25 protein-coding genes are annotated in these 23,996 nt (G+C 65.5%); 13 read left to right on the top strand and 12 right to left on the bottom strand.

Annotated elements, in window-relative coordinates; genetic code table 11:
* Window positions 1–53 precede the first annotated feature (53 nt).
* From H681_RS15525 to H681_RS15515, 3 genes are all read left to right on the top strand, one after another.
* Window positions 54–671, top strand: coding sequence for a glutathione S-transferase (locus H681_RS15525; RefSeq protein WP_015477828.1), 618 nt, complete (start codon window positions 54–56; stop codon window positions 669–671).
* A 106-nt stretch (window positions 672–777) separates the two neighbouring features.
* Window positions 778–1,710, top strand: coding sequence for an ABC transporter ATP-binding protein (locus H681_RS15520; RefSeq protein WP_015477827.1), 933 nt, complete (start codon window positions 778–780; stop codon window positions 1,708–1,710).
* Complete coding sequence (locus H681_RS15515) at window positions 1,707–2,486, top strand: ABC transporter permease (RefSeq protein WP_015477826.1); 780 nt, start codon at window positions 1,707–1,709, stop codon at window positions 2,484–2,486. Before H681_RS15520 ends, H681_RS15515 begins: the two co-directional genes overlap by 4 nt.
* Window positions 2,487–2,660: 174 nt before the next feature.
* Here the strand turns inward: H681_RS15515 and H681_RS15510 are convergent, their stop codons facing one another.
* Together H681_RS15510 and H681_RS15505 are read right to left on the bottom strand one after the other, a co-directional pair.
* Entirely contained in the window at window positions 2,661–3,977 is a 1,317-nt protein-coding gene (locus H681_RS15510; protein WP_015477825.1) for a heavy metal sensor histidine kinase, read from the bottom strand.
* Window positions 3,974–4,654 carry a heavy metal response regulator transcription factor gene (locus H681_RS15505; RefSeq protein ID WP_015477824.1) on the bottom strand — a complete coding sequence of 227 codons (681 nt, stop codon included), beginning with the start codon at window positions 4,652–4,654 and terminating at the stop codon, window positions 3,974–3,976. Before H681_RS15505 ends, H681_RS15510 begins: the two co-directional genes overlap by 4 nt.
* Before the next feature lie 116 nt (window positions 4,655–4,770).
* On the opposite strand from H681_RS15505, the gene H681_RS27060 reads away from it, so the two are divergent.
* The 5 genes from H681_RS27060 (at window position 4,771) to queF (ending at window position 9,151) form a co-directional block, all read left to right on the top strand.
* Window positions 4,771–4,902 carry a co-regulatory protein PtrA N-terminal domain-containing protein gene (locus H681_RS27060; protein ID WP_269078244.1) on the top strand — a complete coding sequence of 44 codons (132 nt, stop codon included), beginning with the start codon at window positions 4,771–4,773 and terminating at the stop codon, window positions 4,900–4,902.
* A 172-nt stretch (window positions 4,903–5,074) separates the two neighbouring features.
* On the top strand, window positions 5,075–5,626 hold the full coding sequence (copI, locus tag H681_RS15500) for a copper-resistant cuproprotein CopI (protein WP_015477823.1): 552 nt from the start codon (window positions 5,075–5,077) through the stop codon (window positions 5,624–5,626).
* Window positions 5,627–5,641: 15 nt separating this feature from the next.
* Window positions 5,642–7,360 carry a copper resistance system multicopper oxidase gene (locus tag H681_RS15495; RefSeq protein ID WP_041712063.1) on the top strand — a complete coding sequence of 573 codons (1,719 nt, stop codon included), beginning with the start codon at window positions 5,642–5,644 and terminating at the stop codon, window positions 7,358–7,360.
* Between the two features lie 9 nt (window positions 7,361–7,369).
* A complete protein-coding gene (locus H681_RS15490) occupies window positions 7,370–8,077 on the top strand; it encodes a copper resistance protein B (RefSeq protein ID WP_015477821.1) in 708 nt (235 codons plus the stop codon).
* Window positions 8,078–8,320: 243 nt separating this feature from the next.
* Entirely contained in the window at window positions 8,321–9,151 is an 831-nt protein-coding gene (gene queF, locus H681_RS15485) for an NADPH-dependent 7-cyano-7-deazaguanine reductase QueF (RefSeq protein ID WP_015477820.1), read from the top strand.
* Window positions 9,152–9,217: 66 nt separating this feature from the next.
* On the opposite strand, the gene H681_RS15480 is transcribed toward queF, so the two are convergent.
* The 3 genes from H681_RS15480 to H681_RS15470 form a co-directional block, all read right to left on the bottom strand.
* Complete coding sequence (locus H681_RS15480; RefSeq protein WP_015477819.1) at window positions 9,218–9,481, bottom strand: DUF4404 family protein; 264 nt, start codon at window positions 9,479–9,481, stop codon at window positions 9,218–9,220.
* 76 nt (window positions 9,482–9,557) lie between these two features.
* Entirely contained in the window at window positions 9,558–10,139 is a 582-nt protein-coding gene (locus tag H681_RS15475) for a phosphonate degradation HD-domain oxygenase (RefSeq protein ID WP_015477818.1), read from the bottom strand.
* Window positions 10,136–10,879 (bottom strand): phosphatase, encoded by a 744-nt coding sequence (locus H681_RS15470; RefSeq protein ID WP_015477817.1) that lies wholly within the window; start codon window positions 10,877–10,879, stop codon window positions 10,136–10,138. The genes H681_RS15475 and H681_RS15470 overlap by 4 nt, the downstream gene beginning before the upstream one ends.
* Before the next feature lie 111 nt (window positions 10,880–10,990).
* On the opposite strand from H681_RS15470, the gene H681_RS15465 reads away from it, so the two are divergent.
* The 4 genes from H681_RS15465 to rssC all read left to right on the top strand — a co-directional run bounded on the left by H681_RS15465 (window position 10,991) and on the right by rssC (window position 14,440).
* Complete coding sequence (locus tag H681_RS15465; protein WP_015477816.1) at window positions 10,991–11,707, top strand: UTRA domain-containing protein; 717 nt, start codon at window positions 10,991–10,993, stop codon at window positions 11,705–11,707.
* Between the two features lie 180 nt (window positions 11,708–11,887).
* On the top strand, window positions 11,888–12,592 hold the full coding sequence (locus H681_RS15460) for an MlaA family lipoprotein (protein WP_015477815.1): 705 nt from the start codon (window positions 11,888–11,890) through the stop codon (window positions 12,590–12,592).
* Between the two features lie 184 nt (window positions 12,593–12,776).
* Window positions 12,777–13,961, top strand: coding sequence for a two-component system response regulator RssB (rssB, locus tag H681_RS15455; RefSeq protein ID WP_015477814.1), 1,185 nt, complete (start codon window positions 12,777–12,779; stop codon window positions 13,959–13,961).
* A complete protein-coding gene (gene rssC / locus H681_RS15450; RefSeq protein WP_015477813.1) occupies window positions 13,958–14,440 on the top strand; it encodes an anti-sigma factor antagonist RssC in 483 nt (160 codons plus the stop codon). Before rssB ends, rssC begins: the two co-directional genes overlap by 4 nt.
* Before the next feature lie 64 nt (window positions 14,441–14,504).
* Here rssC and tal read toward each other — a convergent pair whose 3' ends face one another.
* Window positions 14,505–15,425, bottom strand: coding sequence for a transaldolase (gene tal, locus H681_RS15445; RefSeq protein ID WP_015477812.1), 921 nt, complete (start codon window positions 15,423–15,425; stop codon window positions 14,505–14,507).
* A gap of 62 nt (window positions 15,426–15,487) precedes the next feature.
* Entirely contained in the window at window positions 15,488–16,477 is a 990-nt protein-coding gene (gene dusA / locus H681_RS15440) for a tRNA dihydrouridine(20/20a) synthase DusA (protein ID WP_015477811.1), read from the bottom strand.
* A 268-nt stretch (window positions 16,478–16,745) separates the two neighbouring features.
* Between dusA and H681_RS15435 the strand changes: the two genes are divergently transcribed.
* The gene (locus H681_RS15435) at window positions 16,746–18,305 is read left to right on the top strand and encodes a methyl-accepting chemotaxis protein (protein ID WP_015477810.1); all 1,560 of its coding nucleotides are present in this window, start codon (window positions 16,746–16,748) and stop codon (window positions 18,303–18,305) included.
* Window positions 18,306–18,615: 310 nt separating this feature from the next.
* On the opposite strand, the gene H681_RS15430 is transcribed toward H681_RS15435, so the two are convergent.
* The 5 genes from H681_RS15430 to puuE all read right to left on the bottom strand — a co-directional run bounded on the left by H681_RS15430 (window position 18,616) and on the right by puuE (window position 23,798).
* Window positions 18,616–19,962: a nucleobase:cation symporter-2 family protein gene (locus tag H681_RS15430; RefSeq protein WP_015477809.1), complete on the bottom strand. Its 1,347-nt coding sequence runs from the start codon at window positions 19,960–19,962 to the stop codon at window positions 18,616–18,618.
* A gap of 435 nt (window positions 19,963–20,397) precedes the next feature.
* The gene (locus tag H681_RS15425) at window positions 20,398–21,723 is read right to left on the bottom strand and encodes a urate hydroxylase PuuD (protein WP_015477808.1); all 1,326 of its coding nucleotides are present in this window, start codon (window positions 21,721–21,723) and stop codon (window positions 20,398–20,400) included.
* Window positions 21,724–21,775: 52 nt separating this feature from the next.
* A complete protein-coding gene (locus H681_RS15420) occupies window positions 21,776–22,282 on the bottom strand; it encodes an ureidoglycolate lyase (protein WP_015477807.1) in 507 nt (168 codons plus the stop codon).
* Window positions 22,283–22,350: 68 nt separating this feature from the next.
* Window positions 22,351–22,866, bottom strand: coding sequence for a 2-oxo-4-hydroxy-4-carboxy-5-ureidoimidazoline decarboxylase (gene uraD, locus H681_RS15415; RefSeq protein ID WP_015477806.1), 516 nt, complete (start codon window positions 22,864–22,866; stop codon window positions 22,351–22,353).
* Window positions 22,863–23,798 (bottom strand): allantoinase PuuE, encoded by a 936-nt coding sequence (puuE, locus tag H681_RS15410; RefSeq protein WP_015477805.1) that lies wholly within the window; start codon window positions 23,796–23,798, stop codon window positions 22,863–22,865. Before puuE ends, uraD begins: the two co-directional genes overlap by 4 nt.
* Window positions 23,799–23,996: the final 198 nt, after the last annotated feature.

Here is a 23,996-nt window from a genome sequence, read left to right as displayed (position 1 = left end):
TCGCGTCCAGCGGACGCGGCACCATCGAATGACGAGAACAAGAGAGGCGCAGCATGCTCAAGATCTGGGGCCGGAAAAATTCCTCCAACGTGCGCAAGGCGCTCTGGTGCGCGGAGGAGGCCGGCCTGGCCTATGAGCGGATCGACGCCGGCGGCGCGTTCGGCCTGGTCAACGAGGCGCCGTACCGTGCGCTGAACCCCAACGGCGTGGTGCCGACCCTGGACGACGACGGCTTCATCCTCTGGGAATCCAACACTATCGTCCGCTACCTCGCCGCGCGCTACGCGCCGGCGCTGTACCCGCAGGACCCGCAGCAGCGCGCCAGCGCCGAAAAGTGGATGGACTGGACCACCTCGTCCTTCGCCGGACCGTTCCGCACGCTGTTCTGGGGTACCCTGCGCACGCCGCCGGAGCAGCGCGACCATGCGGCGATCCAGGCGGCGCTCGAGACCTGCGCGCAGCTGCTGGACATCCCGGCACAGGCACTGGCCAAGCAGCCGTACCTCTCTGGCGAACAATTCGGCATGGGTGACATTCCGCTGGGCAGCTTCATCTATGCTTGGTTCGAGATGCCCATCGAGCGCCCTTCGCAGCCGTACCTGGAGGCCTGGTACGCACGCCTGAAGGCGCGCCCGGCCTACCGCGAAGCGGTCATGACCGAACTGACCTGAGCCACTGCGCGCGCAGCAGAGGTTGCAATCCGCGCGGCGGACCTTTATCAAGCAGGCCTTTTTCCAAAGACTTGCGACTTTCCAAAGACTTGCAACGGGAATCCCCATGAGTTCCGCGCTGTCCATCCGTCAACTGACGAAGACTTACGGCAACGGCTTCCAGGCCCTCAAGGGCATCGATCTGGACGTCGCCGAAGGCGATTTCTTCGCCTTGCTCGGCCCCAACGGCGCCGGCAAATCCACCACCATCGGCATCCTCTCCACCCTGGTGAACAAGACCGGCGGCACGGTCAACGTATTCGGCCACGACCTGGACAAGGACCCGTATGGCCTCAAGCGCTGCCTGGGCGTGGTGCCCCAGGAGTTCAACTTCAACCAGTTCGAGAAGGTGTTCGACATCGTCGTCACCCAGGCCGGCTACTACGGCATCCCGATGAGCGTGGCCAAGGGCCGTGCCGAGAAGTACCTGACCCAGCTGGGCCTGTGGGACAAGCGCAATTCCGCCTCCCGCGAGTTGTCCGGCGGCATGAAGCGCCGGCTGATGATCGCCCGCGCGCTGATCCATGAACCGCGCCTGCTGATCCTCGACGAACCCACCGCCGGTGTGGACATCGAACTGCGCCGCTCGATGTGGAACTTCCTCACCGAGCTCAACCAGGACGGCATCAGCATCATCCTCACCACGCACTACCTGGAGGAGGCCGAGCAGCTCTGCCGCAACATCGCGATCATCGACCACGGCACCATCGTGGAGAACACCAGCATGCGCAAGCTGCTGAGCAAGCTGCACGTGGAAACCTTCTACCTCGACCTGAAGGCGACCCTGAGCGAGGCGCCGAAGCTCGACGGCTACCCGGTGCGCCTGGTGGACGACCATACCCTGGAGGTCCAGGTGGACAAGTCCAAGGGCATCAACGGCCTGTTCGCCCAGCTCAACGCCCAGGGCCTGGAGGTGCTGAGCCTGCGTAACAAGAGCAACCGCCTGGAGGAGCTGTTCGTGTCGCTGGTGGAGAAGAATCTGTCGAAGGTGGCGGTATGAGTCACGAGTTGCGCGCCAACTGGGTCGCCCTCAACACCATCGTCTACCGCGAGGTTCGCCGCTTCCTGCGCATCTGGCCGCAAACCCTGCTGCCGCCGGCGATCACGATGGTTCTGTACTTCGTGATCTTCGGCAACCTGATCGGCCGGCAGATCGGCGACATGGGCGGCTTCACCTACATGCAGTACATCGTGCCGGGCCTGATCATGATGTCGGTGATCACCAACTCCTACGGCAACGTGGTGTCGAGCTTCTTCGGCAGCAAGTTCCAGCGCAACATCGAGGAACTGCTGGTGTCGCCGGTGTCGCCGCACACCATCCTCCTGGGCTTCGTCTGCGGTGGTGTGCTGCGCGGGCTGGCGGTGGGCCTGATCGTCACTCTGCTGTCGCTGTTCTTCACCGACCTGCAGATCCACCACATCGGCATCACCGTGCTGGTGGTGGTGCTGACGGCGGCGATCTTCTCGATGGGCGGCTTCGTCAACGCGGTGTTCGCCCGCAATTTCGACGACATCTCGATCATCCCGACCTTCGTGCTGACGCCGCTGACCTACCTGGGCGGGGTGTTCTACTCGATCACGCTGCTGCCGCCGTTCTGGCAGACCGTGTCGCTGGCCAACCCGATCCTGCACATGGTCAACGCCTTCCGCTACGGCATCCTCGGCGTGTCGGACATCCGCATCGGTACGGCGGTGATCTTCATGCTGGTGGCGACCGTGCTGCTCTACGTGTTCTGCATTCGCCTGCTGGTGAGCGGGCGCGGCATGCGGCAGTGAGCGGCGCGTTGCGTTGATGACAAAGGCCCCGGTTGGGGCCTTTTCTTTTTCGGAGTATTGGGTGCGTTACCGCCGGGGGCATTTGATCTTGCAGGAGCGAGCTTGCTCGCGAACCGCCCCCCGCCGGAGTTACGGGTAACTCTGTTCGCGAGCAAGCTCGCTCCTACAAAAGCGCTATCGCGGGAATTCGATGACGAACCGCGTCCAGCCATCCGCCGATTCGCAGCGAATATCCCCGCCGTGGGCCCGAACGATGGACCGGCAGATCGCCAGCCCCAGCCCGGCGTGCTCGCCCTGGCCCTCCCGGCGAGCGGGATCGGCACGGTAGAAACGGTCGAACAGGCGTGGCAGGCGCTCGGCGGGAATCTCCCGGCCGGGGTTCTCCACGCTTATCCGGCCGGGCTCCAGGCGCACACGGACGGTACCGTTCTCGGCGGTGAAGCGCAGGGCGTTGTCGAGCAGGTTGGCCAGCACGCGGCGCAGCAGCGGGCGGTCGCCCTGGATCTGCAGCTCCCCCTGGCGCTCCAGGCGGATGCCGCGTTCCTCGGCCAGCGGTGCGTAGAACTCCAGCAACGCGTCCACCTCCCCGGCCAGCGCCAGTTTCTGCCGGTGCGGCGCCAGCAGGCCGTGGTCGGCCTTGGCCAGGAACAGCATGTCGTTGACCATCGCGGTCAGCCGCTCCAGCTCTTCCAGATTGCCGTGCAGCGCCTCGCGATAGTCTTCCAGGTCGCGCGAGCGCGACAGCACCACCTGGGTCTGGGTCAGAAGCCCGGTGAGCGGGGTGCGCAGTTCATGGGCGATATCGGCGGAGAATGCCGACAGGCGCTGGAAGGCCTCTTCCAGGCGGGCCAGCATGGCGTTCAGTTCGCCGGCCAGGCCGCGCAGCTCCTGCGGCATCTGGCTGGCGTCGAGGCGGGTGGTCAGCGAGTGCGCCGAAACCCTGGCGGCGACCTCGCTCATGCGCCGCAACGGGCGCAGGCTGCTGCGCGCCGCCCAGGCGCCGAGCAGTGCGGTGGCCAGCGCGGAAAGGCTCATGGTCAGCCAGATCAACTGCTGCATGCGTTGCAGGAAGTGCTGGTGGTGGGTGATGTCGAGCACCAGGGTCAGTTGCGGGCCGCTCGGCGCCTTGGCGTCCAGCGGCGCCTGCAGTTCGCGGAAAGCGGGTGGGCTGTCGGGCATGACCCGCGCCGGCATCTGTTCGAACCAGGCCCGGCCGTCGGCGCCGTTGAGCCGCAGGCCCAGGTCGGGATGGCGCTCCAGTTCGCGGCGCAGCTCGGCGGTGTGCGGCTGCAGTTGGGCCGGGTCGGCGACGTTGCCGAGGATGTCGCGGAAGATCGCCAGCTTGCCGGCCATCACCTGGAGGTCCAGCTCGACGAAATGCGCCTCGCTGGCACGGCTGAAGACGATGCCCGCCAGCAGCGAGACGGCGGCGGTGCAGGCGGCGAACAGCAGGCTCAGGCGTACGCCCAGGGAGAGGCGGGCGGCCATCATGCGTCGCGCTCTTCCAGCACGTAGCCCATGCCGCGCACGGTGTGGATCAGGCGCTGCGGAAACTCGTCGTCGACCTTGGCGCGCAGGCGGCGGATGGCGACCTCGATGACGTTGGTGTCGCTGTCGAAGTTCATGTCCCAGACCTGCGAGGCGATCAGCGACTTGGGCAGCACTTCGCCGCTGCGCCGCAGCAGCAGCTCCAGCAGGGCGAACTCCTTGGCGGTCAGGTCGATGCGCTTGCCGGCGCGCTGTACCCGGCGGCGCAGCAGGTCCAATTCCAGGTCGGCCAGTTGCAGGGTGGTTTCCTGCAACTGCTGGCCACCCCGCCGCAGCAGGGTGCGTACCCGCGCCAGCAATTCGACGAAGGCGAAGGGCTTCACCAGGTAGTCGTCGGCGCCTTGCTCCAGCCCGCGCACGCGGTCTTCCACCGCATCGCGCGCGGTGAGGAACAGCACCGGCACCGCGCTGCCGGTCTGGCGCACGGCCTGGAGGATCTGCCAGCCGTCGCGGCCGGGCAGCATGACATCGAGGATCAGCAGGTCGTGTTCGCCGGAGAGCGCCAGTTGCAGGCCTTCGTCGCCGTCCTGGCAGAGGTCCACGGCGAAGCCGGCTTCGTTCAGGCCCTGCCGCAGGTACTGGCCGATGCGGGGTTCGTCTTCGACGATCAGGAGTTTCATTTCGGGGGTATCCATTCAGGCGCCAGCGGCGCAGCTGTCGATAGGGTAATCACTGTGTCAGCGCTCTGACAGCCTGGTCCGCGCAGACTGCGGGTACATCTTCCAGGAGACCCACCATGCACCTGTTCATCGCCACGCTGTTCTCCGTCCTGTTGTTCCCCGTCCCCCCTGCGCTGGCCGATGGGGGCGGGGATATCACCTTCCAGCGCATGCAGGAGCGCGCCGCCGACGTCAGTCGTCATGGCTGAAACCTGTTCATCGAGAGGTTCCTCGCCCGCCACCCGGCGGGCTTTTTTTCGTCGTCTTTATAAACCCGCCAGCGGCGAAGGGTGCGAAGCTGACAGAACTGTAATCTTCCTGACAGCCAGGCGGCAGGCGGGGAGGGCGAGGATGAGCCAAACCCAATCGAGGAGTTGCGATATGTCCCTGCGTCATCTGTTCTGCGCTTCCGCCCTGGCCATCGCCGCGAGCTTCAGCCTGTCGGCCCTGGCCGATGCCGGGCATGCCTACGACTTCGGCAAGCCGGGCAAGGCCGCCCAGGCCACCCGCACCGTGGAAATCAAGCTGGGGGAAATGTACTTCGACCCGGAAAACATCGACGTCAAGGCCGGTGAAACCGTGCGCTTCGTCATCCACAACACCGGCAGCCTGTTGCACGAGTTCAACCTCGGCAGCGCGGCGATGCATGCCGGCCACCAGAAGGAAATGCAGCAGATGATGGATGCCGGGATGCTGACTCCCACCGGCATGCAGCACGACATGAGCAAGATGGACCACAGCAAGATGGGCCACGGCAACATGCCGATGGGCCAGATGATGAAGCATGACGACCCCAACAGCGTGCTGGTCGAGCCGGGCAAGACCGCCGAACTCACCTGGACCTTCAGCAAGGCCACCAGCCTGGAGTTCGCCTGCAACATCCCGGGGCACTACCAGGCCGGCATGGTCGGCAAGCTGACCGTCAAGCCCTGAGCCGGGAGTGCCAAGATGATCCGCGCAAGGAATTGGGCGTTGGGCGCGCTGCTGCTGATGCCGCTGGCGGCGCAGGCGGGCGTGTATGAGCTGACCATCGGCGAGGGCAAGCTGAAACTCTCCGACGGTGCGCGCAAGGCGTTGACGGTGAACGGGCAGACACCCGCGCCGGAGCTGCGTTTCAAGGAGGGTGAGGACGTCGAGCTGCGCGTCACCAATACCCTCGACCGCGACACCTCGCTGCACTGGCACGGGCTGATCCTGCCCTACACCCAGGACGGCGTGCCGGGTATCAGCTTCCCCGGCATCAAGCCCGGCGAAACCTTCACCTACCGTTTCACGGTGAAGCAGTCCGGCACCTACTGGTATCACGCCCACAGCGACTTCCAGGAGATCGAGGGGCTCTACGGCCCGCTGGTGATCGAACCCAGGCAGCGCGAGCCGTACCGCTACGACCGCGAATACACCCTGCTGCTGGCCGACTGGCATGACACCAGGCCGGAAACCGTGTTCGCCAACCTGAAGAAGCAGAGCGACTACTACAACCGCAACCAGCGCACCCTCGGTGACTTCATCGCCGACTCCAGCGCCAATGGACTACTCGCGACCTTGCGCGATCGCCTGGACTGGGGCGGCATGCGCATGACGCCGACGGACATCGCCGACATCGCCGGCTTCCGCTTCCTGGTCAACGGCCAGGACGCCGAGCAGAACTGGAGCGGGTTGTTCAAGCCGGGCGAGCGGGTGCGCCTGCGCATCATCAACGGCTCGGGCATGAGCTACTTCGACCTGCGCATCCCCGGCCTGAAGATGACCGTGGTGCAGGCCGACGGCAACGACGTGCAGCCGGTGACGGTGGACGAGTTGCGCATCGCGGTGGCCGAAACCTACGACGTGATCGTGCAGCCGCAGGAAGACCGCGCCTACACCTTCTTCGCTGAAGCGATGGACCGCAGCGGCTACGCCCGCGCGACCCTGGCACCGCGCGCCGGGATGCGGGGCGAGATACCGCCGCTGCGCGAGCGTCCGTTGCTGACGATGGCGGACATGGGCATGGCCCACGGCGGCATGGACCACGGCAGCATGGCGATGCCGCAGCAGGACGGGGCGATGGATCACTCCAGCATGGCCGGCATGGACCATTCGGCGATGCAGGGCCAGGAGGCTTCAGGCATGGCCGGCATGGATCATTCGCAGATGGCCGGCATGGATCACGCGTCCATGAGCGCCGCCCCCGCGTCGAAGTCCGACTACGCCCCCGGCAGCGGCCTCACGCCGCAACCGGCCGAACCGGGCAACCGCCTGCTGGTCTACGCGGACCTCAAGGCCATGCGCCCCTTCGCCGATTACCGCGCGCCGGACCGCACCATCGAGTTCCGCCTGACCGGCAACATGGAGCGTTACTTCTGGTCCATCGACGGCAAGAAGTACTCCGAGGCCGAGCCGATCCGCCTGACCTACGGCGAGCGGGTGCGCATCCGCTTCATCAACGACACCATGATGACCCACCCCATGCACCTGCATGGCATGTGGATGCAACTGGACAAGGGCAACGGCCGCTTCAACCCACTCAAGCACGTGGTCAGCGTGGCGCCGGGCAGCACCCTGGACGTCGACGTGCCTGCCGACGCCCTGGGCGAATGGGCCTTCCACTGCCACCTGATCTACCACATGGCCGCCGGCATGATGCGCAAGGTCATCGTCGAGCCGGCACCTGCCGCCGCCAGCCTCTGAGGAGTCGTCATGAAACGCATAGCAACGGTGGCCTGCGCGGCGACCCTGGGCCTGGCATTGCCCGCGCAAAGTGCCGAGATGGACGATATGCCGATGGGATCGCTGCTGATCCAGCGCCTGGAAAGCCGCTTCCACGGCAACGATCAGGCGCTGGGCTGGGAGGCCCAGGGCTGGTACGGCACCGATTACCAGAAACTGCGCCTGAAACTGGAGGGCGAGCGTGACGCCGGTGGCCCGACCACCGACAACGAAGTGCAACTGCTCTACCAGCGCATGGTCGCCGACTTCTGGGACTGGCAGGTGGGCGTGCGCTACGACGACCAGCCGGGACCGTCGCGCACCTACGCCGTACTCGGCATCCAGGGACTGGCGCCGCAGTGGTTCGAAGTGGACGCCAACCTCTTCCTCAGCGAGAACGGCGACCCGTCGCTGCGCCTGGAAACCGAGTACGAACTGCTGCTTACCCAGCAACTGATCCTGGAGCCGTCGCTGGAGTACAACCTAGCGCTGGCCGATGACCGCGACATCGGTGTCGGCGCGGGGGGCAGCGAGCTGGAGGCCGGCCTGCGCCTGCGCTACGAAGTGCGCCGCGAGTTCGCACCGTACTTTGGTTACGTCTGGAACAAGACCTACGGCCGCAGCGGCGACATCGCCCGCGCGGAAGGCGAGGTCGACGAGGAGGGCTACTGGGTCGCCGGCGTGCGGATGTGGTTCTGACGCTCGACCTGCTCTTCGCAGGAGCGAGCTTGCTCGCGAACGGGTCACCCGGCAGCCCCGCCGTCTGGACTGTTCGCGAGCAAGCTCGCTCCTACAAGGCCATGTGCGCCCCGGACACCTTTGTAGTCAGCGGAGTTCGTCCTCCATCCGGCTCGTCCGCCGGCTGCTGAAAGGACCGGCGGATTTGTATACACTCGCCGCCTCGCGTCACCGCCCGCATCGCCGATCCAGCAGGTCCTCCTCATGCACCATCCCGCCGAACACTCGCCCCTGGGCAAATCCAGCGAATACGTTTCCACCTATGCGCCGGAGCTGCTGTTCCCGATTTCCCGCACCACCAAGTGGGCCGAGCTGGGCCTGACGGCCGAAACCCTGCCGTACCGGGGCGTGGACATCTGGAACTGCTACGAGCTGTCCTGGCTGACCGCATCGGGCAAGCCGGTGGTGGCCATTGGCGAGTTCGCCATTCCGGCACAGTCGCCGAACATCATCGAGTCCAAGTCGTTCAAGCTCTACCTCAATTCGCTGAACCAGACCGCCTTCGACAGCGCCGACGCCGTGCGCACGCTGATGGAGCGTGACTTGTCCGCCGCCGCCGGCGCGCCGGTGCGCGTGCGCGTGCGCAGCCTGGATGACGTGGCGGGCGAGGGCATGGCCCTGATCGAAGGCACCTGCATCGACGGCCTGGACCTGGCGGTGGACAGCTACGATCGCCCGCGCCCGGAACTGTTGCGCTGCGACGACACCCGTCGCGTCGACGAAGTGCTCTACAGCCATCTGCTCAAATCCAACTGCCCGGTCACCGGCCAGCCGGACTGGGGCACGCTGGTGGTCGAATACACCGGTCCGGCGCTGGATGCCGCGAGCCTGCTGGCCTACGTGGTGTCCTTCCGGCAGCACCAGGACTTCCACGAACAGTGCGTCGAGCGCATCTACCTCGACCTGCAGCGCCTGCTGCAGCCGGCCCGCCTGACCGTCTACGCGCGCTACGTACGCCGCGGTGGGCTGGACATCAATCCCTACCGCAGCAGCGAGGCCGTACAGCCGGACAATCGCCGGCTGGTGCGCCAGTAAAGCGCGGATACAAAAAACCCGGCCTGGGCCGGGTTTTTTCATGCGTTGGTATCACGAAGCCGGGGTTCAGATGCCCATGTTCGCCAGGCTCTGCATGATCGAGCGCAGGGTGCCGGCCAGGGTCGGGTGGCTCGCCTCGAAACGTTCCACGGCCAGGTTGATGCTGTCGGTCAGGGTTTCGTCGGCCAGCGCCTCTTCGTTGGCCAGCTGCATCTCAATGTCCTTGATCAGGGCCCGCAGCGCGGCGCGGTCATCCTCGGTCAGCGGCGGCTGGCGCTCCAGTTGCTCGCGCAGGGCCTGGAGTTCTTGCTGGAGGCGTTGTGTCGGCATGGTGGTGTCCTTCTGCGGTACGTGCCCAAGATGGACCTGCCCGGTAGGGGAAAGGTCCATCGCCATGTCTTTGAGCTTAACTCGCCGCGCGCACCCCTGCCTGATGCCGATCAACATGCAGCAGGCGTTCGAGCAGCGGGAAGAAGTGTTCCAGCTCCGGCGTGCGCATGGATGGGTCCTTGCCCAGGTCGTCCAGGCGACGCAGGGTGATGGCGTCCTGGGCATAGGGGGCGCTGACGAAGGCGCTGGCGGCGCGCTCGTCGAAGGCGCCGCCCTGCAGCGCCAGGCTCTGCCGCGAGGCCCAGGACAGGCCGGCCTGGTAGGCCGGATCCACGGCGCACAGGTAGCGCTTGGCGGCGACGTGCAGGCGCACCGGCTGCCAGACCGACTCGGGCAGCAGCTCGCGCAGCAGGTTGGCGCCGAACTCTTCGTGGCGCAGGTCCCGGGTTTCCAGCACGGCCGGGTCTTCGTAGAGATGGCCGATGTCGTGGAGCAGGGCGGCGATCACCAGGCTGTCGGCGCAGCCGGCGCGTTCGGCCAGGGTCGCGCATTGCAGGGCGTGCTCGGCCTGGCTGATGGCTTCGCCATACGGCTCCGCGCCGTGGCTGGCGAAGCGTTCGGCCAGTTCGTCGATGAAGCGATGGCGAGCGGGCTTCATGGTTTCTCTCCTTTCAGGCGGCGGCTGGTGATGTCCTGCAGGCAGGAATCCAGCTCGCCCAGGTGATCGATGACCGAATGCACGCCGAGGCGGTACAGGCCGAGGGTCGCCTGGGCGCGCAGGCGGTCGCGCTCCAGGTTCGCCAGGGCGTCCCAGTCGCCCGGGGCATGTCCGCAGAGTGGGCCGCTGGCGGCCAGGCCGATGGTCCAGAGCCCGGCGTTCAGGCCGGCCTGCAGCAACCGTGGCTGGCTGCTGACCAGCACGCAGCCGTCCAGGCGCGGGCTGTCCAGGCGCATCAGCGCTTGCCAGCAGGCATCCGGCGCCGGCCATTGGCGGCCGCCGACTTCCAGTCCGGCGGCCAGTCGTTCGTCCAGCGCGGTGGCCAGGCGAAGCGTGGTGGGGGCGGGCAGCTCATCGAGCCAGGCGCAGGGAACGCCGTGCTCGTGCAACGCCTGCAGGGCATCCAGGGCGCCGGGCGTGGCCTCGGCGTGGGCCTGGGCGGCTTCGTCCAGGGCGGACTGGAAGCGGCTGCGCTCCTGCGTATCGGCACTGCGTCCCAGGGCATGCTCGAGGGCATCCTGCGGGGGCAGGACGAGGGCGTCGGCCAGGCGCTCCGGCGGACAGTCGGGACAGGTGCGCCGCAGGGCCACCGGCAGCGTCCTTGCGCCGAAATCCACCAGATCACCGGACAGCCCGAACAACAGGGTGGTGAAGCGCGGAAGGTCGGCAGTGGCAGGCATGGCGGGCTTTCTGATAATTGGTCTAGGCCAGACTAGCGGGCCAATGTGACGGTCCGATGAAGTCGAGGCGGCTGCCGTTATAATCGCCGCGCATTTTTCGGAGACAGCCGCATGCCGGTCGAACCCATGCCTCATTACCTGCGGATCCGCGACCAACTGGCCCGTGACATCGCCGAGTCGACCCTGGGGCCGCGCCTGCCACCCGAGCGCGAACTGGCCGAGCGCTTCGGCTGCACCCGCGTGACCCTGCGCGAGGCGCTACAGCAGCTGGAAACCGAGGGCGTGCTGTACCGCGAGAACCGTCGCGGCTGGTTCGTTTCACCGCCCCGGATTCGCTACAACCCGACGCGCACCACGGGGTTCATGGACTATGTCCAGGCCCAGGGGCGTACGCCGCGCACCGAGGTGCTGTCGGCCGAGCGTTGCGCCGCCGGCCCCCTGCTGGCCCGGCGGATGGGCCTGGCGGACGACGCCGAGGTGTTCCGGGTCCGTCGCCGCCGCTGGGTCGATGAGCGTCCGGTGATGCTGGAGGAGATCGTGCTGGACGCCGGCTGGTGTCCCGGCCTGCTCGACGAGGCGCTGGACAGGTCCCTGACCCGGGTACTGCGCGAACGCCTGGGGCTGACGCTGTCGCGCTGCGAACTGATGATGCATCCCACGGCGCTGGATGACGTCTGGGCGGCGCCCTTGCAGCTCACGCCGGGGTCGCCGGGGCTGCACGTGGAGCGGACAAACTACACTGCCGGCGGGCGGCTGGTGGAGTTCGACCGGGAGTTCTGGCGTTCGGATGCGCTGGAAATCGTCATCGACGCACGCTTCCCGGACTGAACTGGCACTATGCTTTGTCCGTGGAGGTCGTCGCGGGCGGCATGCTTGCCCGCGGCGGCGGCCTTTTCGAAACTCCACGATGGTGCTGCCTGTCATCAAAATGCTCGCGGACCTATATACTCCGCCCGCATAGCGGCCTGCTCGGACGGGTCCGAAATGTCATTCACTGGAGAACTACCGATGCGCCCACTAGGCGTCCAATGGACGAAACGCTGCCTCAGCCTGCTCGCCGCTACCTGCCTGGCGACGACTCCCATCCTGGCCCAGGCCGAGAGCGAGGATGATCCGTGGGAGAGCATCAACCGCCCGATCTTCACCTTCAATGACACCCTCGACACTTACGCGCTCAAGCCGCTGGCCCAGGGTTACCAGTACGTCACCCCGAACTTCGTCCAGGACGGCGTGCACAACTTCTTCAGCAACATCGGCGATGTGCGCAACCTGGTCAACGACCTGCTGCAGCTGAAAATGCGCGATGCCGGCGTCGACACCAGCCGCCTGCTGTTCAACACCACCTTTGGCCTCGCCGGCTTCTTCGACGTCGCCACCCACATGGGCCTGCGCCGCAACGACGAAGACTTCGGCCAGACCCTCGGTCACTACGGCGTCGGCAGCGGCCCCTACGTGATGCTGCCGCTGCTGGGCCCGAGCACCCTGCGCGATGCGCCGTCGCTGATTCCGGACGCCTACACCGGCCCGTATCCGTATATCGACAACGTATCGGTGCGTAACAGCATCCGTGGGGTGGACATCGTCGATACCCGCGCCGACCTGCTGAAGTCCGAGAAGCTGATCAGCGGCGACAAGTACACCTTCATTCGCAACGCCTACCTGCAGAACCGCGAGTTCAAGGTCAAGGACGGCCAGGTCGAAGACGACTTCTGATCCTGGCCCTCCCGCTCCGCAGGCACAGCCCCCGCGCCCGGCAGACCCGGTCGCGGGCGGCGCCCGCTTGAACCCTCGGACGGATGGGAGTAGTGTCTGCGCCTTGTCGCACCCGACCCGCGCCGTTGTTCCCTTGAATGAGCGCCACCACCACTACCTCCGGCGCCGTTTGCCTGGATGACCCATGCACAAACCCAGTGCCTCGCTGCTGATCATCGATGACGACGACGTCGTTCGAGAAAGCCTCGCCGCCTACCTGGAAGACAGCGGATTCACCGTCCAGCAGGCCACCAATGGCCAGCAGGGCCTGCAGGTATTCGAGCACTCGCTGCCCGACCTTGTGATCTGCGACCTGCGCATGCCGCAAATGGATGGCCTGGAGCTGATCCGCCGCGTCAGCGAGATGGCGGTGGAGACTCCCGTCATCGTGCTTTCCGGCGCCGGCGTCATGAGCGATGCGGTCGAGGCCCTGCGCCTGGGCGCCGCCGACTACCTGATCAAGCCGCTGGAAGACCTCGCCGTCCTGGAACATTCGGTCCGCCGCGCCCTGGACCGCGCCTTCCTGCGTTCGGAAAACCGCCGCTACCGCGAGAAGCTCGAAACCGCCAACCGCGAGTTGCAGGCCAGCCTGAACCTGCTCCAGGAAGACCAGAACGCCGGTCGCCAGGTGCAGATGAACATGCTGCCGGAAACCCCGTGGGAGTCCGACGGCCTGGTGTTCTCCCACCAGATCATCCCGTCGCTGTACCTGTCGGGCGATTTCGTCGACTACTTCCGCGTGGATGCCCGCCGCATCGGCTTCTATCTGGCGGATGTGTCCGGCCACGGCGCCTCCTCGGCGTTCGTCACCGTGCTGCTGAAGTTCATGACCACGCGCCTGCTCTACGAATCGCGGCGCAACGGCATGCTGCCGGAGTTCAAACCCTCCGATGTGCTCGGGCATATCAACCGTGGCCTGATCAACTGCAAGCTGGGCAAGCACGTGACCATGCTCGGCGGCGTGATCGACCTGGATACCGACCGCCTGACCTACAGCATCGGTGGCCACCTGCCGTTGCCGGTACTCTATGTCGACGGCGAAGCCCGTTACCTGGAAGGCCGTGGCCTGCCGGTCGGGCTGTTCGACGAAGCGACCTACGAGGACCATGTCCTTGATCTACCCAAGTCCTTCAGTCTTTCGTTGTTCTCCGACGGCATTCTCGATGTGCTGCCGGGAGTTACCCTGAAGGAGAAGGAGACGGCCCTGCCACAGCAGGTCGTCGCCGCCGGCGGAACGCTGGATGGCCTGCGACAGGTCTTCGGGCTGGCCAAGTTGTCCGAGATGCCGGATGATATTGCCTTGCTGGTGTTGAGCAGGAACCTTGCATGAGTACCGGTAAAATCCAGTTCGCCGAGCAGGATGGCTCATTCGTCCTGAAGTTCGTGGGCGAAGTCCGACTGACCCTGTGTTCGGCGCTGGATGCCACCATTGAAAAAATCTTCGCCGCGCTGAATTTCTCGGCGATCATCATCGATCTCACGGAAACCCAGAGCATCGACAGTACCACGCTGGGCCTCCTGGCCAAGCTGTCGATCCTCTCGCGGCAGAAGGTCGGCCTGTTGCCCACGCTGGTCACCACCAACGCGGACATCACCCGGCTGCTGCAGTCGATGGGCTTCGATCAGGTGTTCAACATCGTCGATCGCCCGATTCCGTGCTCGGATTGCCTGACCGATCTGCCTCCCCAGGACCAGTCCGAGGAGGTGGTGCGCGGCAAGGTGCTGGAAGCCCACCGCATCCTGATGGGACTCAACGAGTCCAATCGCGAGGCTTTCCACGATCTGGTGAACGCCCTCGAGCGTCACTGATCCGCTGATCCCCGAATGAGAACCGGCGCCCTGGGGCGCCGGTTCTCATTCGTGCGCGCCGGGATTATTGGCCGGAAAGCAGCGCCTCGAGCTTTTCCTGGTCGCGGGCGAACAGGCGGATGCCTTCGGCCAGCTTCTCGGTGCCCATCGCATCCTCGTTCATTTGCCAGCGGAAGGCGCTTTCGTCCAGCACCTGGCGCGCTTCGCCGCCGCCGGGTTGCAGTACGCGGGGCAGGTCGCCCTGGGCCTCGGCCAGTTGCTGCAGCAGGTCCGGGCTAATGGTCAGGCGGTCGCAGCCGGCGAGCTGTTCGATCTGGCCGAGGTTGCGGAAGCTGGCGCCCATCACCACGGTTTCGTAGCCGTTGGCCTTGTAGTAGCGGTAGATGCGCGAGACGGACTGCACGCCTGGATCTTCCGCGCCCACGTAGTCGCGGCCGTTGGCCTTCTTGTACCAGTCGTAGATGCGGCCGACGAAGGGCGAGATCAGGAATACGCCGGCATCGGCGCAGGCTGCGGCCTGGGCGAAGGAGAACAGCAGGGTCAGGTTGGTCTGGATGCCTTCGCGCTCCAGTTGCTCGGCGGCGCGGATGCCTTCCCAGGTGGAGGCGATCTTGATCAGCACGCGGTCGCGGCCGATGCCTTGCTGGTCGTACAGTTCGATCAGGCGATGGGCGCGCTGCAGCGTGGCTTCGCTATCGAAGGACAGGCGGGCGTCCACTTCGGTGGAGATGCGCCCCGGAATCACGCCGAGAATATCCTTGCCCACGGCGACGGCGAAGCGGTCGCAGGCCAGGCCGGCGTCACCGCGCGCGCCTTCGGTGGCGCGGGCAAGGTGCTCGGCGTAGCGGGGCAGGGCGGCGGCTTTCAGCAGAAGCGAAGGGTTGGTGGTGGCATCCACCGGCCTCAGGCGGGCAATGGCGTCGAAATCGCCGGTATCAGCGACGACCGTGGTGTACTGCTTGAGTTGTTCGAGCTTGGAAGTCATGGCGAGTTTTCCGTGGAGGATGCATCGACCTTACCCGAGGCCGATGCATCGCTCAACGGGACTCAATGACCCGCGAGAAGTTCGCCCGCCTGGTCGAGCAAGGCCAGCGGATCGGCGGCCTTGTGCACGTCCACCGACAGCAGTTGGCGGAAGCGCCGCGCGCCGGGGAAACCCTGGGCCAGGCCGAGGATATGGCGGGTCACGTGGTGCATCGCGCCGCCTTCGGCGATGTGCCGCTCGATGTAGGGACGCAGGCGCGCCAGGGCGTCGGCGCGGCTGATCGCGGGTACGTCCGAGCCGTACAGCGCCGCGTCCACCTGGGCCAGCAGATAGGGGTTGTGATACGCCTCGCGGCCGAGCATCACGCCGTCGAACACCTGCAGGTGCTCGCGGCATTCCTGCAGGGTCTTGATGCCGCCGTTGAGGATGATCTCGAGGTTGGAGAAGTCGCGCTTGAGTTGCGCGGCGATGTCGTAGCGCAGCGGCGGAACCTCGCGGTTCTCCTTCGGCGACAGGCCTTCGAGGATGGCGATGCGCGCGTGCACGGTGAAGCTGCGGCAGCCGGCATCGCGCACCTGAGCGACGAAGTCGCAGAGCTGTTCATAGCTGTCGCGGCCATTGATGCCGATGCGGTGCTTGACCGTCACCGGGATCGACACGGCGTCGCGCATGGCCTTCACGCAGTCCGCCACCAGTGCCGGATGTCCCATCAGGCAGGCGCCGATCATGTTGTTCTGCACGCGGTCGCTGGGGCAGCCGACGTTCAGGTTGACTTCGTCGTAGCCGGCGGCCTCGGCCAGCTTCGCCGCCGCCGCCAGGTCCGCCGGATTGCTGCCGCCCAATTGCAGCGCCAGCGGATGCTCGCACTCGTGGTGGCGCAGGAAGCGCGCGGTGTCGCCATGCAGCAGTGCGCCGGTGGTGACCATCTCGGTATAGAGCAGGGCATGGCTGGACAGCTGGCGCAGGAAAAAACGACAGTGACGGTCAGTCCAGTCCATCATCGGGGCCACGCTGAAGCGGCGGGAAGGCTCGGGACGGGTGGTGGCGGTCATCGTGGCAGTGGTCATCGGTGCGTCGGATCAGGGGTCGCTGGGTGGCGCGAAATCGATCGCGCCGGCGGAAAGGGCGGAGATTTTACCGGTCTTGCCGGCCGAGCGCACGGAAACCGGCGGGCGGTCGATGCATGTGCCTGGCGTGCTACTAAGGAACGATAGCCGCAGCCCGCCGCAGGCTGCCTAATGGCCCCGACAAGAATAATCAGGGCTCCCGGCGGGGTCGCACGAGTCCCGGCCGAGCGCCTGCCAGAAGAGAGCTGCCGCCATGGATACCGCGCGTCCGCGTATCGTCCTCACCCTTTCCCTGCAGACTTCCGGTCTGGTGCTGTTGTTCATCGCCCAATCCCTGGGTGGCTGGCCCTTGTCGTTGTGCCTGTTGCTGGGAGCGGCGCTGCTCTGGGTGCCCTGGTTCCTCCACTGGTACTCATCCTCGCCCAGCGAGCCGGCGACGCTGCCGGACATCGCCGAGCTGACCCGCGAACTGTCGCGGGGGACCAGCCGCAACGCGCTGTCCGCCGCGGGTGTGTCCTATTCGGTGCAGCGGCTGGTGGAGAAGCTCGAATCCCAACTGGTGGCCGCCGAGCAGATCGTCGGCAGCGCCGAAGTGATGATCCATACCGAGCGCGCCACTTCCAGTCTGGCCCGCCAGGCGAAGGAGGCTGCGACGCGCGCGCGGGCCGGCAGCGACCAGGGACGTGGCGAATTGCAGGCGGCCATCGATTGCATGCATCAACTCAGCGAGCGTGCCAATGCCAGCCGGGCGCTGATCGAGACCCTGAACCAGCGCAGCGAGGACATCCAGCGGGTAACCCAGGTGATCCAGTCCATTGCCAGCCAGACCAACCTGCTGGCGCTCAACGCCGCCATCGAGGCGGCGCGCGCTGGGGCGCATGGGCGTGGTTTCGCAGTGGTGGCGGAGGAGGTGCGCGGGCTGGCCGGACGCACCGCCGAGGCGACCGATGAAGTGGGGCAGATGGTCGAGGACATCCAGCGCCAGACCAGCGAGGTGGTGGAGCAGATCCGCCAGTTGGTCGACGATCTGGTACAGGGCGTCGGCCAGGTGGAAGGCACCGGGCGGCAGTTGCAGGACATCGCCGGCCTGGCCGCCACGGTGGAAACCCAGATCACCGAGATCGCCGAAGGCGCGGAGATCAACCGCAGCCAGCTGGACAGCCTGTTCGCCGCCGTCGAGCAGGTGCGTGGCGACCTGCGCGTGAGCGACGAGCAGACCCATCGCCTGGCGGAAGCGGCGGTGCAGCTGGAAACCCAGGCCGAGATGGTCAGCGAGCGCCTGGCCCAGGTCGCCCTGGACGATTATCACCAGCGCGCCTATGACCTGGCCCGTGAAGGCGCGCAGGCCATCGCCGCGCGTTTCGAGACGGACCTCGATGCGGGCCGCATCGGGCTCGACGACCTGTTCGACCGTGATTACCAGCCGCTTCCCGGAACCCGTCCGCAGAAGTACCGCACGCGCTTCGACCGCTATACCGACGAAGTCCTGCCGCGCATCCAGGAGGACCTGTTGCAGCGTCACGAAGGGCTGGTCTTCGCGATTGCCTGCACCGCCGAAGGCTACGTGCCCACGCACAACCAGGCGTTCAATCATCCGTCGAGCGGCGACCTGCAGGTCGACATGCTCAAGAGCCGAAGCAAGCGCTTGTTCAACGATCGCACCGGCCTGCGCTGCGGCAGCCATAGCCAGCCGATGCTGTTGCAGACCTACTGCCGCGACACCGGCGAGCTGATGCATGACCTGTCGGTGCCGATCTTCATCGGCGGCCGGCAGTGGGGTGGCCTACGCCTGGGCTATCGCCCGGAGGCTTGAGCGTGTGCTGCGCTTTGGCATGTCTGCGTTAAGGCGGGCGCCCCCGGAGGGTTGCCTGTGGCAGATGACGGGGCCTGTGCCAGGCTCGGTTTCTACCGAACTGCCGAGTTGGAGCCCCGTGCGGGGGGCGGCTTGCCGTGTAGGAGCGAGCTTGCTCGCGAACCGCCCAAACATCGGAGTCATCGGTAAACACCGTTCTCGAGCAGGCTCGCTCCTACGAGACAGAGAGATCCTGCGCAGACGAAAAAAAGCCGCGCAGGAATAGGCGCGGCTTTGAAACGGGTGCCCGGGAAGCACCCGCGAAAGCGCCTCAGTGATGCCCGCAGAGGGCATCCCGGCCATGTTCTCCAAGGATGTTGAACAGAATGTTCAGCACCACGGCCCAGATCGAGGTCATGGCGATGCCGCTGTGGGTGATCGGCTCCATCCACTGGGGCAGGGCGGCGAAGAAGTCCGGGCGGACCACCGGGACCATGCCCATGCCGATGCTCACCGCCACCAGCAGCTGGTTGCGGCGGTCAACGATATCCGCTTCATGCAGGATGCGGATGCCGCTGGCGGCGACCATGCCGAACATGGCGATACCGGCGCCACCCAGCACCGCCGGCGGAATCGAGGCGACCAGGAAGGCGGCCTTGGGCAGCAGGCTCAGGATGATCAGGAAGACGGCGGCGGCCGCGGTGACGTAGCGGCTGCGCACCCCGGTCATCTGCACCAGGCCGATGTTCTGGGCGAACGAGGAGTGGGTGAAGGTGTTCATGAAGCCGGCGAAGAACGACGCGCTGGCGTCGCACAGCAGGCCGCGACGCAGGCGGTTGGGGCAGATCTCGGTTTCGGTGACCTTGCCCAGGGCGAGGAACATGCCGGTGGACTCGACGAAGATGATCACCACCACCAGGCACATGGAGAGCACGGGGGCCAGGTGGAACTCCGGCGTGCCGAAGTGCAGCGGGGTGACCACGTCGAACCAGGGGCGCTGTTCGATGCCGTCCAGGCTGACCATGCCCATGCTGGCGCCGATGATGTAGCCCAGCAGCATGCCGATCAGTACCGAGACGTTGACCCAGAAGCCTTTCAGGAAGCGGTTGATCAGCAGGATCACCGCCAGCACGAAGGAGGACAGGCCGAGGTATTCGAGCGCGCCGAAGTTGGCCGCGCCTTCGCCGCCACCGGCCCAGTTGATCGCCACCGGGAACAGGCACATGCCGATGGAGGTGATCACGGTACCGGTCACCAGCGGCGGGAAGAAGCGCACGATACGGCTCATGAACGGCGCGATGATCATGCCGAAGAAACCGCCGGCGATGGTCGCGCCGAAGATGCCGTTGAGGCCCACGCCGGGCATGCCGGCCATAGCGACCATGCTGCCCACGGCGGCGAAGCTGGCACCCATCATCACCGGCATGCGGATGCCCACCGGACCGATGCCGAGGGATTGTACGAGCGTGGCGATACCGGCGACCAGCAGGTCGGCGTTGATCAGGAAGGCGATTTCTTCACGGGAGAGACCGGCGGCCTGGCCGACGATCAGGGGAACGGCGACGGCGCCGCCATACATCAGGAGAACGTGCTGGAACCCGACCAGCAGCAGCTGCAGCAAGGGCAAACGCTGATCGACAGGCGAGCCGGGAATGCGGCGTTCAGATACCACGGACATGCAACACCTCGGTTTTTATTGTTGTCAGTCACAGGCTGCCGGACGGGCGCGGCAGCTGGGAGATACTGGCCATCATTCACCCCCGGGGCCGAGCGGGTGAAGCGGTGCGGCACTTTATACTTGCGATATGTATTAGGTTCAATCGATTTTTGTATACAACTCATCGGTCACGTTCTGTCTCGGTGGTGTTGGATGCCTCTAGGTCGCGTGTTTCCTGGCTTCGCGATTTATGTAGCCATTGGTCGAGTGGACTACATTTTTTGCTTTATTGGCTTTTCGTAGGAGCGAGCTTGCTCGCGAACCGGGCCGCAGCCTATTGATCCGGCGTGCACTGATGGTTTGTTTGCGAGCAAGCTCGCTCCTACAGGTTTGCTTTATTCGCAGGCATAAAAAAACCGCACCCGAAGGTGCGGTTTTCCTGGCCGTGCCGCAGGCTCAATTAACCTGGGCACCCTTGGCGATCCAGTCGCCAACGAGCTTGCGCTCTTCCGGGGTCATCTGGGTGATGTTGCCCAGCGGCATCACCTGCGAAGCCACGGCCTGCGCCTGGATGCGCGGGGCGAGCTGCTGGATCTGCTGCGGGGTGTCGAACATCACGCCAGCCGGAGCGGCACTGAACATGTTGCTGGTCGGCTTGGACGAGTGGCAGACAGTGCAGCGTTCCTGGATCACGTGGTGGACCTTGTCGAAGCCGGCACCGACGCCCGTGGAGGCTTGCGCCTGGGCGGGAGCCTGCTCGACAGTGGCGGGTTTCGCGGCGTCTTCCTTGGCGCGCTCGGCCGGGGTCTTGCCACCGATGGCGGTTTCCGGCAGCGGCTGGTACTCCACCTTCGCAGGCTGGGCGCTGGCGGCGCTGTCGCTGCTGGGGAGGTTCGGGCCGGTGACGAAGGCCAGGGCGATCATGCCGACGGCGCCGGCGGGCAGGGCCCAGGCCATGCCGTTGCCTTCGTGGCGGGTGTTGAAGTAGTGGCGCACGATCACTGCCAGACCCGCGATGCCCGCCAGGATCAGCCAGTTGTACTGGCTGCCGTAGGTGCTCGGGAAGTGGTTGCTGATCATGATGAACAGCACCGGCAGGGTGAAGTAGTTGTTGTGGCGCGAACGCAGCAGGCCCTTGGCCGGCAGCACCGGGTCGGGCTGGCGGTTTTCCTCGATGGCCTTAACCAGCGCGCGCTGGGCCGGCATGATCACGCGGAACACGTTACCCACCATGATGGTGCCGATGATGGCGCCCACGTGCAGGTATGCGCCGCGGCCGCTGAACACCTGGCTGAGCAGGTAGGCGGCGAGGACGATCAGGGCGAACAGGATGGCGCCGAGCAGGGCAGGGGTCTTGCCCAGCGGGGAGTCGCACAGGGTGCTGTAGATGAACCAGCCGGCGATCAGCGAGCCGATGCCGATGGCGATGGCGGCGGCCGGGGCCAGGTCACTGCCCGGAGCGATCAGGTACAGGGTCGGGTTCAGGTAGAACACGATGGTCAGCAGGCAGACGCCCGAGAGCCAGGTGGAGTAGGCCTCCCATTTGAACCAGTGCAGGTTGTCCGGCATTTTCGGCGGGGCGAGCTTGTACTTCTCCAGGTGGTAGATACCGCCACCGTGGATCGCCCATAGATCACCGGAGAGCCCTTCGCGCGGGTTGGCGCGATTGAGGTTGTTTTCCAGCCAGACGAAATAGAACGAGGCACCGATCCAGGCGATACCGACGATCATGTGTACCCAGCGAACCAGCAGGTTCGCCCATTCGATGAGATGTGCTTCCACTGTTATTACCTCTTGCCCGGACGCCGCCGTCGCGGTGAATGGGCCACTCTTATTAGTTTAGTTGGGGGTCGAGGAGGAGCTGTTCGTCCTCGGTGAAGAAATGCTCGTCGCAGTTGTTGCCAGAACCGCTGCGATCGACCACCAGGAAGTCATCCCGCTTTTCGATCGTCAGCACCGGGTGGTGCCAGACGCCGCGGTGGTAATTGACGCCCTGCTTGCCGTTGGACAGGAAAGCGCGGACGAGGCCCGATACAGGTACGTCGCCAACTGGCGCGACCACGATCAGAAATTGGTTGCCGAGCAGCGGAATGAACGCTTGGCTGCCCAGCGGATGGCGCTCCAGCATGCGGATGCGCAACGGCATCTCCAGGGATTCGGCGCTGAAGATGCTGATGATCGCCTTGTCATCGGGCTGCGCCGTTTCGACGGTGGCGAGCTTGTGATAACGGCGGGTGGAACCGTTGTTGATCATGAAGAAGTCGCTGCCTTCGGTTTCGATGACATCACCGAACGGTGCGAAGGCTGACTGGGTCAACGGCTCGATCTTCAGGGTACGCATGGCTGGTCTTCTTATCTCGTTGTTCGCATGGGCCCCTTCGTACGGAAGGGGAGTGAAGGTCCGCTCGCTCAGAGCTGCTGCAGGCGGAACATCGCGATCTTGTTGATCTCCGCCAGGGCGGTCTGGAACTCCTGCTCCGGCGTGTTGTGGATGCGCTCTTCGAACGCAGCCAGGATCTGGTGGCGGTTGCTGCCCTTCACCGCCTTGATGAAGGGGAAGCCGAACTTGGCCTTGTAGGCGTCGTTGAGTTCGGTGAAGCGGGCGAACTCCTCGGCGGTACAGTCCTGGATGCCGGCGCCGGCCTGTTCGGCGGTGCTCGAGGCGGTCAGTTCGCCGCGGATCGCGGCCTTGCCGGCGAGGTCCGGGTGGGCGTTGATCAGTGCCAGCTGGGCTTCATGACTGGCGGACAGGAGGATGTCGGCCATGCGCTGCTGCAGCAGCTCGATGTCGTTCAGGCTGTCGTCGACGCCCAGGTCATAGGCCTTCTCGGCGACCCACGGGGAGTGCTCGTAGATGTCGGCGAAGGTGGCGACGAACGCGGCGCGGTCGAGGCTGGCCGGAGTCAGGGTCTGGAAACGGCTCATGCCTGGTTCTCCTGGGCTTTGAACGGGTGGTTTTCGTGCCAGTGCTTGGCGATGTCGACACGGCGGGTGATCCACACCTTCTCGTGACCCTTAACGTACTGGATGAAACGCTCCAGCGAGGCCATGCGGGCCGGACGGCCGAGCAGGCGGCAGTGCATGCCGATGGAAAGCATCTTCGGCGCGCCCTCGGCACCCTCGGCGTAGAGCACGTCGAAGGCGTCTTTCAGGTATTCGAAGAAGTCGTCGCCCTTGTTGAAGCCCTGCACCTGGGTGAAGCGCATGTCGTTGGTGTCCAGGGTGTAGGGGATCACCAGGTGCGGCTTCTCGGCGGTGCTCGCCGGGTCCCAGTAGGGCAGGTCGTCGTCGTAGGTGTCGGAGTCGTAGAGGAAGTTGCCGTCCTCGCGGACGATGCGTCGGGTGTTCGGGCCCAGGCGGCCGGTGTACCAGCCCTGCGGGCGCTGGCCGGTCAGTTCGGTGAGGATGCGCACGGCCTCGAACATGTGCTCGCGCTCCTGTTCCGGATCCATGTACTGGTAGTCGATCCAGCGGTAGCCGTGGCTGCAGATCTCGTGGCCGTCGGCGACCATCTGGCGGATCGCCTCGGGGTGGCGCTGGGCGGCCATCGCCACGGCGAAGATGGTCATCGGCAGGTCGTATTTCTTGAACAGCTTGAGCAGGCGCCATACGCCAGCGCGGCTACCGTATTCGTACAGCGACTCCATGCACATGTTGCGCTCGCCCTTGAGCGGCTGTGCGGCCACCATCTCGGAGAGGAAGGCTTCGGATTCCTTGTCTCCGTGCAGGATGCAACGCTCGCCGCCTTCCTCGTAGTTGAGGACGAAGGAGAGAGCGATGCGGGCATCGTTCGGCCAATGCGGATGGGGGATGTTGTTGCCGTAACCGATCAGGTCGCGTGGGTAGTCGGCGCTCACTGCAGTGTTCCTTCTTGTGGTTGGCGGTCTGCGCGGAGTCGGTGGACCGGGCGCTGCCGTTGATGGGCGCATTGTATACAAAATGTTTGGCGATCTGTAAATACAATCCGCACAACGGTCATTTCTCTTCCGTATACGCGTGGGAGTCGCCGCAAGAACCCCGCCTGACCACGTTCCATGCTGTCTGCGACGCCCATT

The sequence above is a fragment of the Pseudomonas sp. ATCC 13867 genome (assembly GCF_000349845.1).
Classification (GTDB): Bacteria; Pseudomonadota; Gammaproteobacteria; order Pseudomonadales; family Pseudomonadaceae; genus Pseudomonas.
This window is presented reverse-complemented; position numbering and strand designations above follow the sequence as displayed.

Bases quoted from the DNA above. Each gene is read 5' to 3' on its own strand.
- H681_RS15525 (WP_015477828.1), top strand. From the start codon at position 54: ATGCTCAAGATCTGGGGCCGGAAAAATTCCTCCAACGTGCGCAAGGCG.
- H681_RS15520 (WP_015477827.1), top strand. From the start codon at position 778: ATGAGTTCCGCGCTGTCCATCCGTCAACTGACGAAGACTTACGGCAAC.
- H681_RS15515 (WP_015477826.1), top strand. From the start codon at position 1,707: ATGAGTCACGAGTTGCGCGCCAACTGGGTCGCCCTCAACACCATCGTC.
- H681_RS15510 (WP_015477825.1), bottom strand. From the start codon at position 3,977: ATGATGGCCGCCCGCCTCTCCCTGGGCGTACGCCTGAGCCTGCTGTTC.
- H681_RS15505 (WP_015477824.1), bottom strand. From the start codon at position 4,654: ATGAAACTCCTGATCGTCGAAGACGAACCCCGCATCGGCCAGTACCTG.
- H681_RS27060 (WP_269078244.1), top strand. From the start codon at position 4,771: ATGCACCTGTTCATCGCCACGCTGTTCTCCGTCCTGTTGTTCCCCGTC.
- copI (WP_015477823.1), top strand. From the start codon at position 5,075: ATGTCCCTGCGTCATCTGTTCTGCGCTTCCGCCCTGGCCATCGCCGCG.
- H681_RS15495 (WP_041712063.1), top strand. From the start codon at position 5,642: ATGATCCGCGCAAGGAATTGGGCGTTGGGCGCGCTGCTGCTGATGCCG.
- H681_RS15490 (WP_015477821.1), top strand. From the start codon at position 7,370: ATGAAACGCATAGCAACGGTGGCCTGCGCGGCGACCCTGGGCCTGGCA.
- queF (WP_015477820.1), top strand. From the start codon at position 8,321: ATGCACCATCCCGCCGAACACTCGCCCCTGGGCAAATCCAGCGAATAC.
- H681_RS15480 (WP_015477819.1), bottom strand. From the start codon at position 9,481: ATGCCGACACAACGCCTCCAGCAAGAACTCCAGGCCCTGCGCGAGCAA.
- H681_RS15475 (WP_015477818.1), bottom strand. From the start codon at position 10,139: ATGAAGCCCGCTCGCCATCGCTTCATCGACGAACTGGCCGAACGCTTC.
- H681_RS15470 (WP_015477817.1), bottom strand. From the start codon at position 10,879: ATGCCTGCCACTGCCGACCTTCCGCGCTTCACCACCCTGTTGTTCGGG.
- H681_RS15465 (WP_015477816.1), top strand. From the start codon at position 10,991: ATGCCGGTCGAACCCATGCCTCATTACCTGCGGATCCGCGACCAACTG.
- H681_RS15460 (WP_015477815.1), top strand. From the start codon at position 11,888: ATGCGCCCACTAGGCGTCCAATGGACGAAACGCTGCCTCAGCCTGCTC.
- rssB (WP_015477814.1), top strand. From the start codon at position 12,777: ATGCACAAACCCAGTGCCTCGCTGCTGATCATCGATGACGACGACGTC.
- rssC (WP_015477813.1), top strand. From the start codon at position 13,958: ATGAGTACCGGTAAAATCCAGTTCGCCGAGCAGGATGGCTCATTCGTC.
- tal (WP_015477812.1), bottom strand. From the start codon at position 15,425: ATGACTTCCAAGCTCGAACAACTCAAGCAGTACACCACGGTCGTCGCT.
- dusA (WP_015477811.1), bottom strand. From the start codon at position 16,477: ATGACCGCCACCACCCGTCCCGAGCCTTCCCGCCGCTTCAGCGTGGCC.
- H681_RS15435 (WP_015477810.1), top strand. From the start codon at position 16,746: ATGGATACCGCGCGTCCGCGTATCGTCCTCACCCTTTCCCTGCAGACT.
- H681_RS15430 (WP_015477809.1), bottom strand. From the start codon at position 19,962: ATGTCCGTGGTATCTGAACGCCGCATTCCCGGCTCGCCTGTCGATCAG.
- H681_RS15420 (WP_015477807.1), bottom strand. From the start codon at position 22,282: ATGCGTACCCTGAAGATCGAGCCGTTGACCCAGTCAGCCTTCGCACCG.
- uraD (WP_015477806.1), bottom strand. From the start codon at position 22,866: ATGAGCCGTTTCCAGACCCTGACTCCGGCCAGCCTCGACCGCGCCGCG.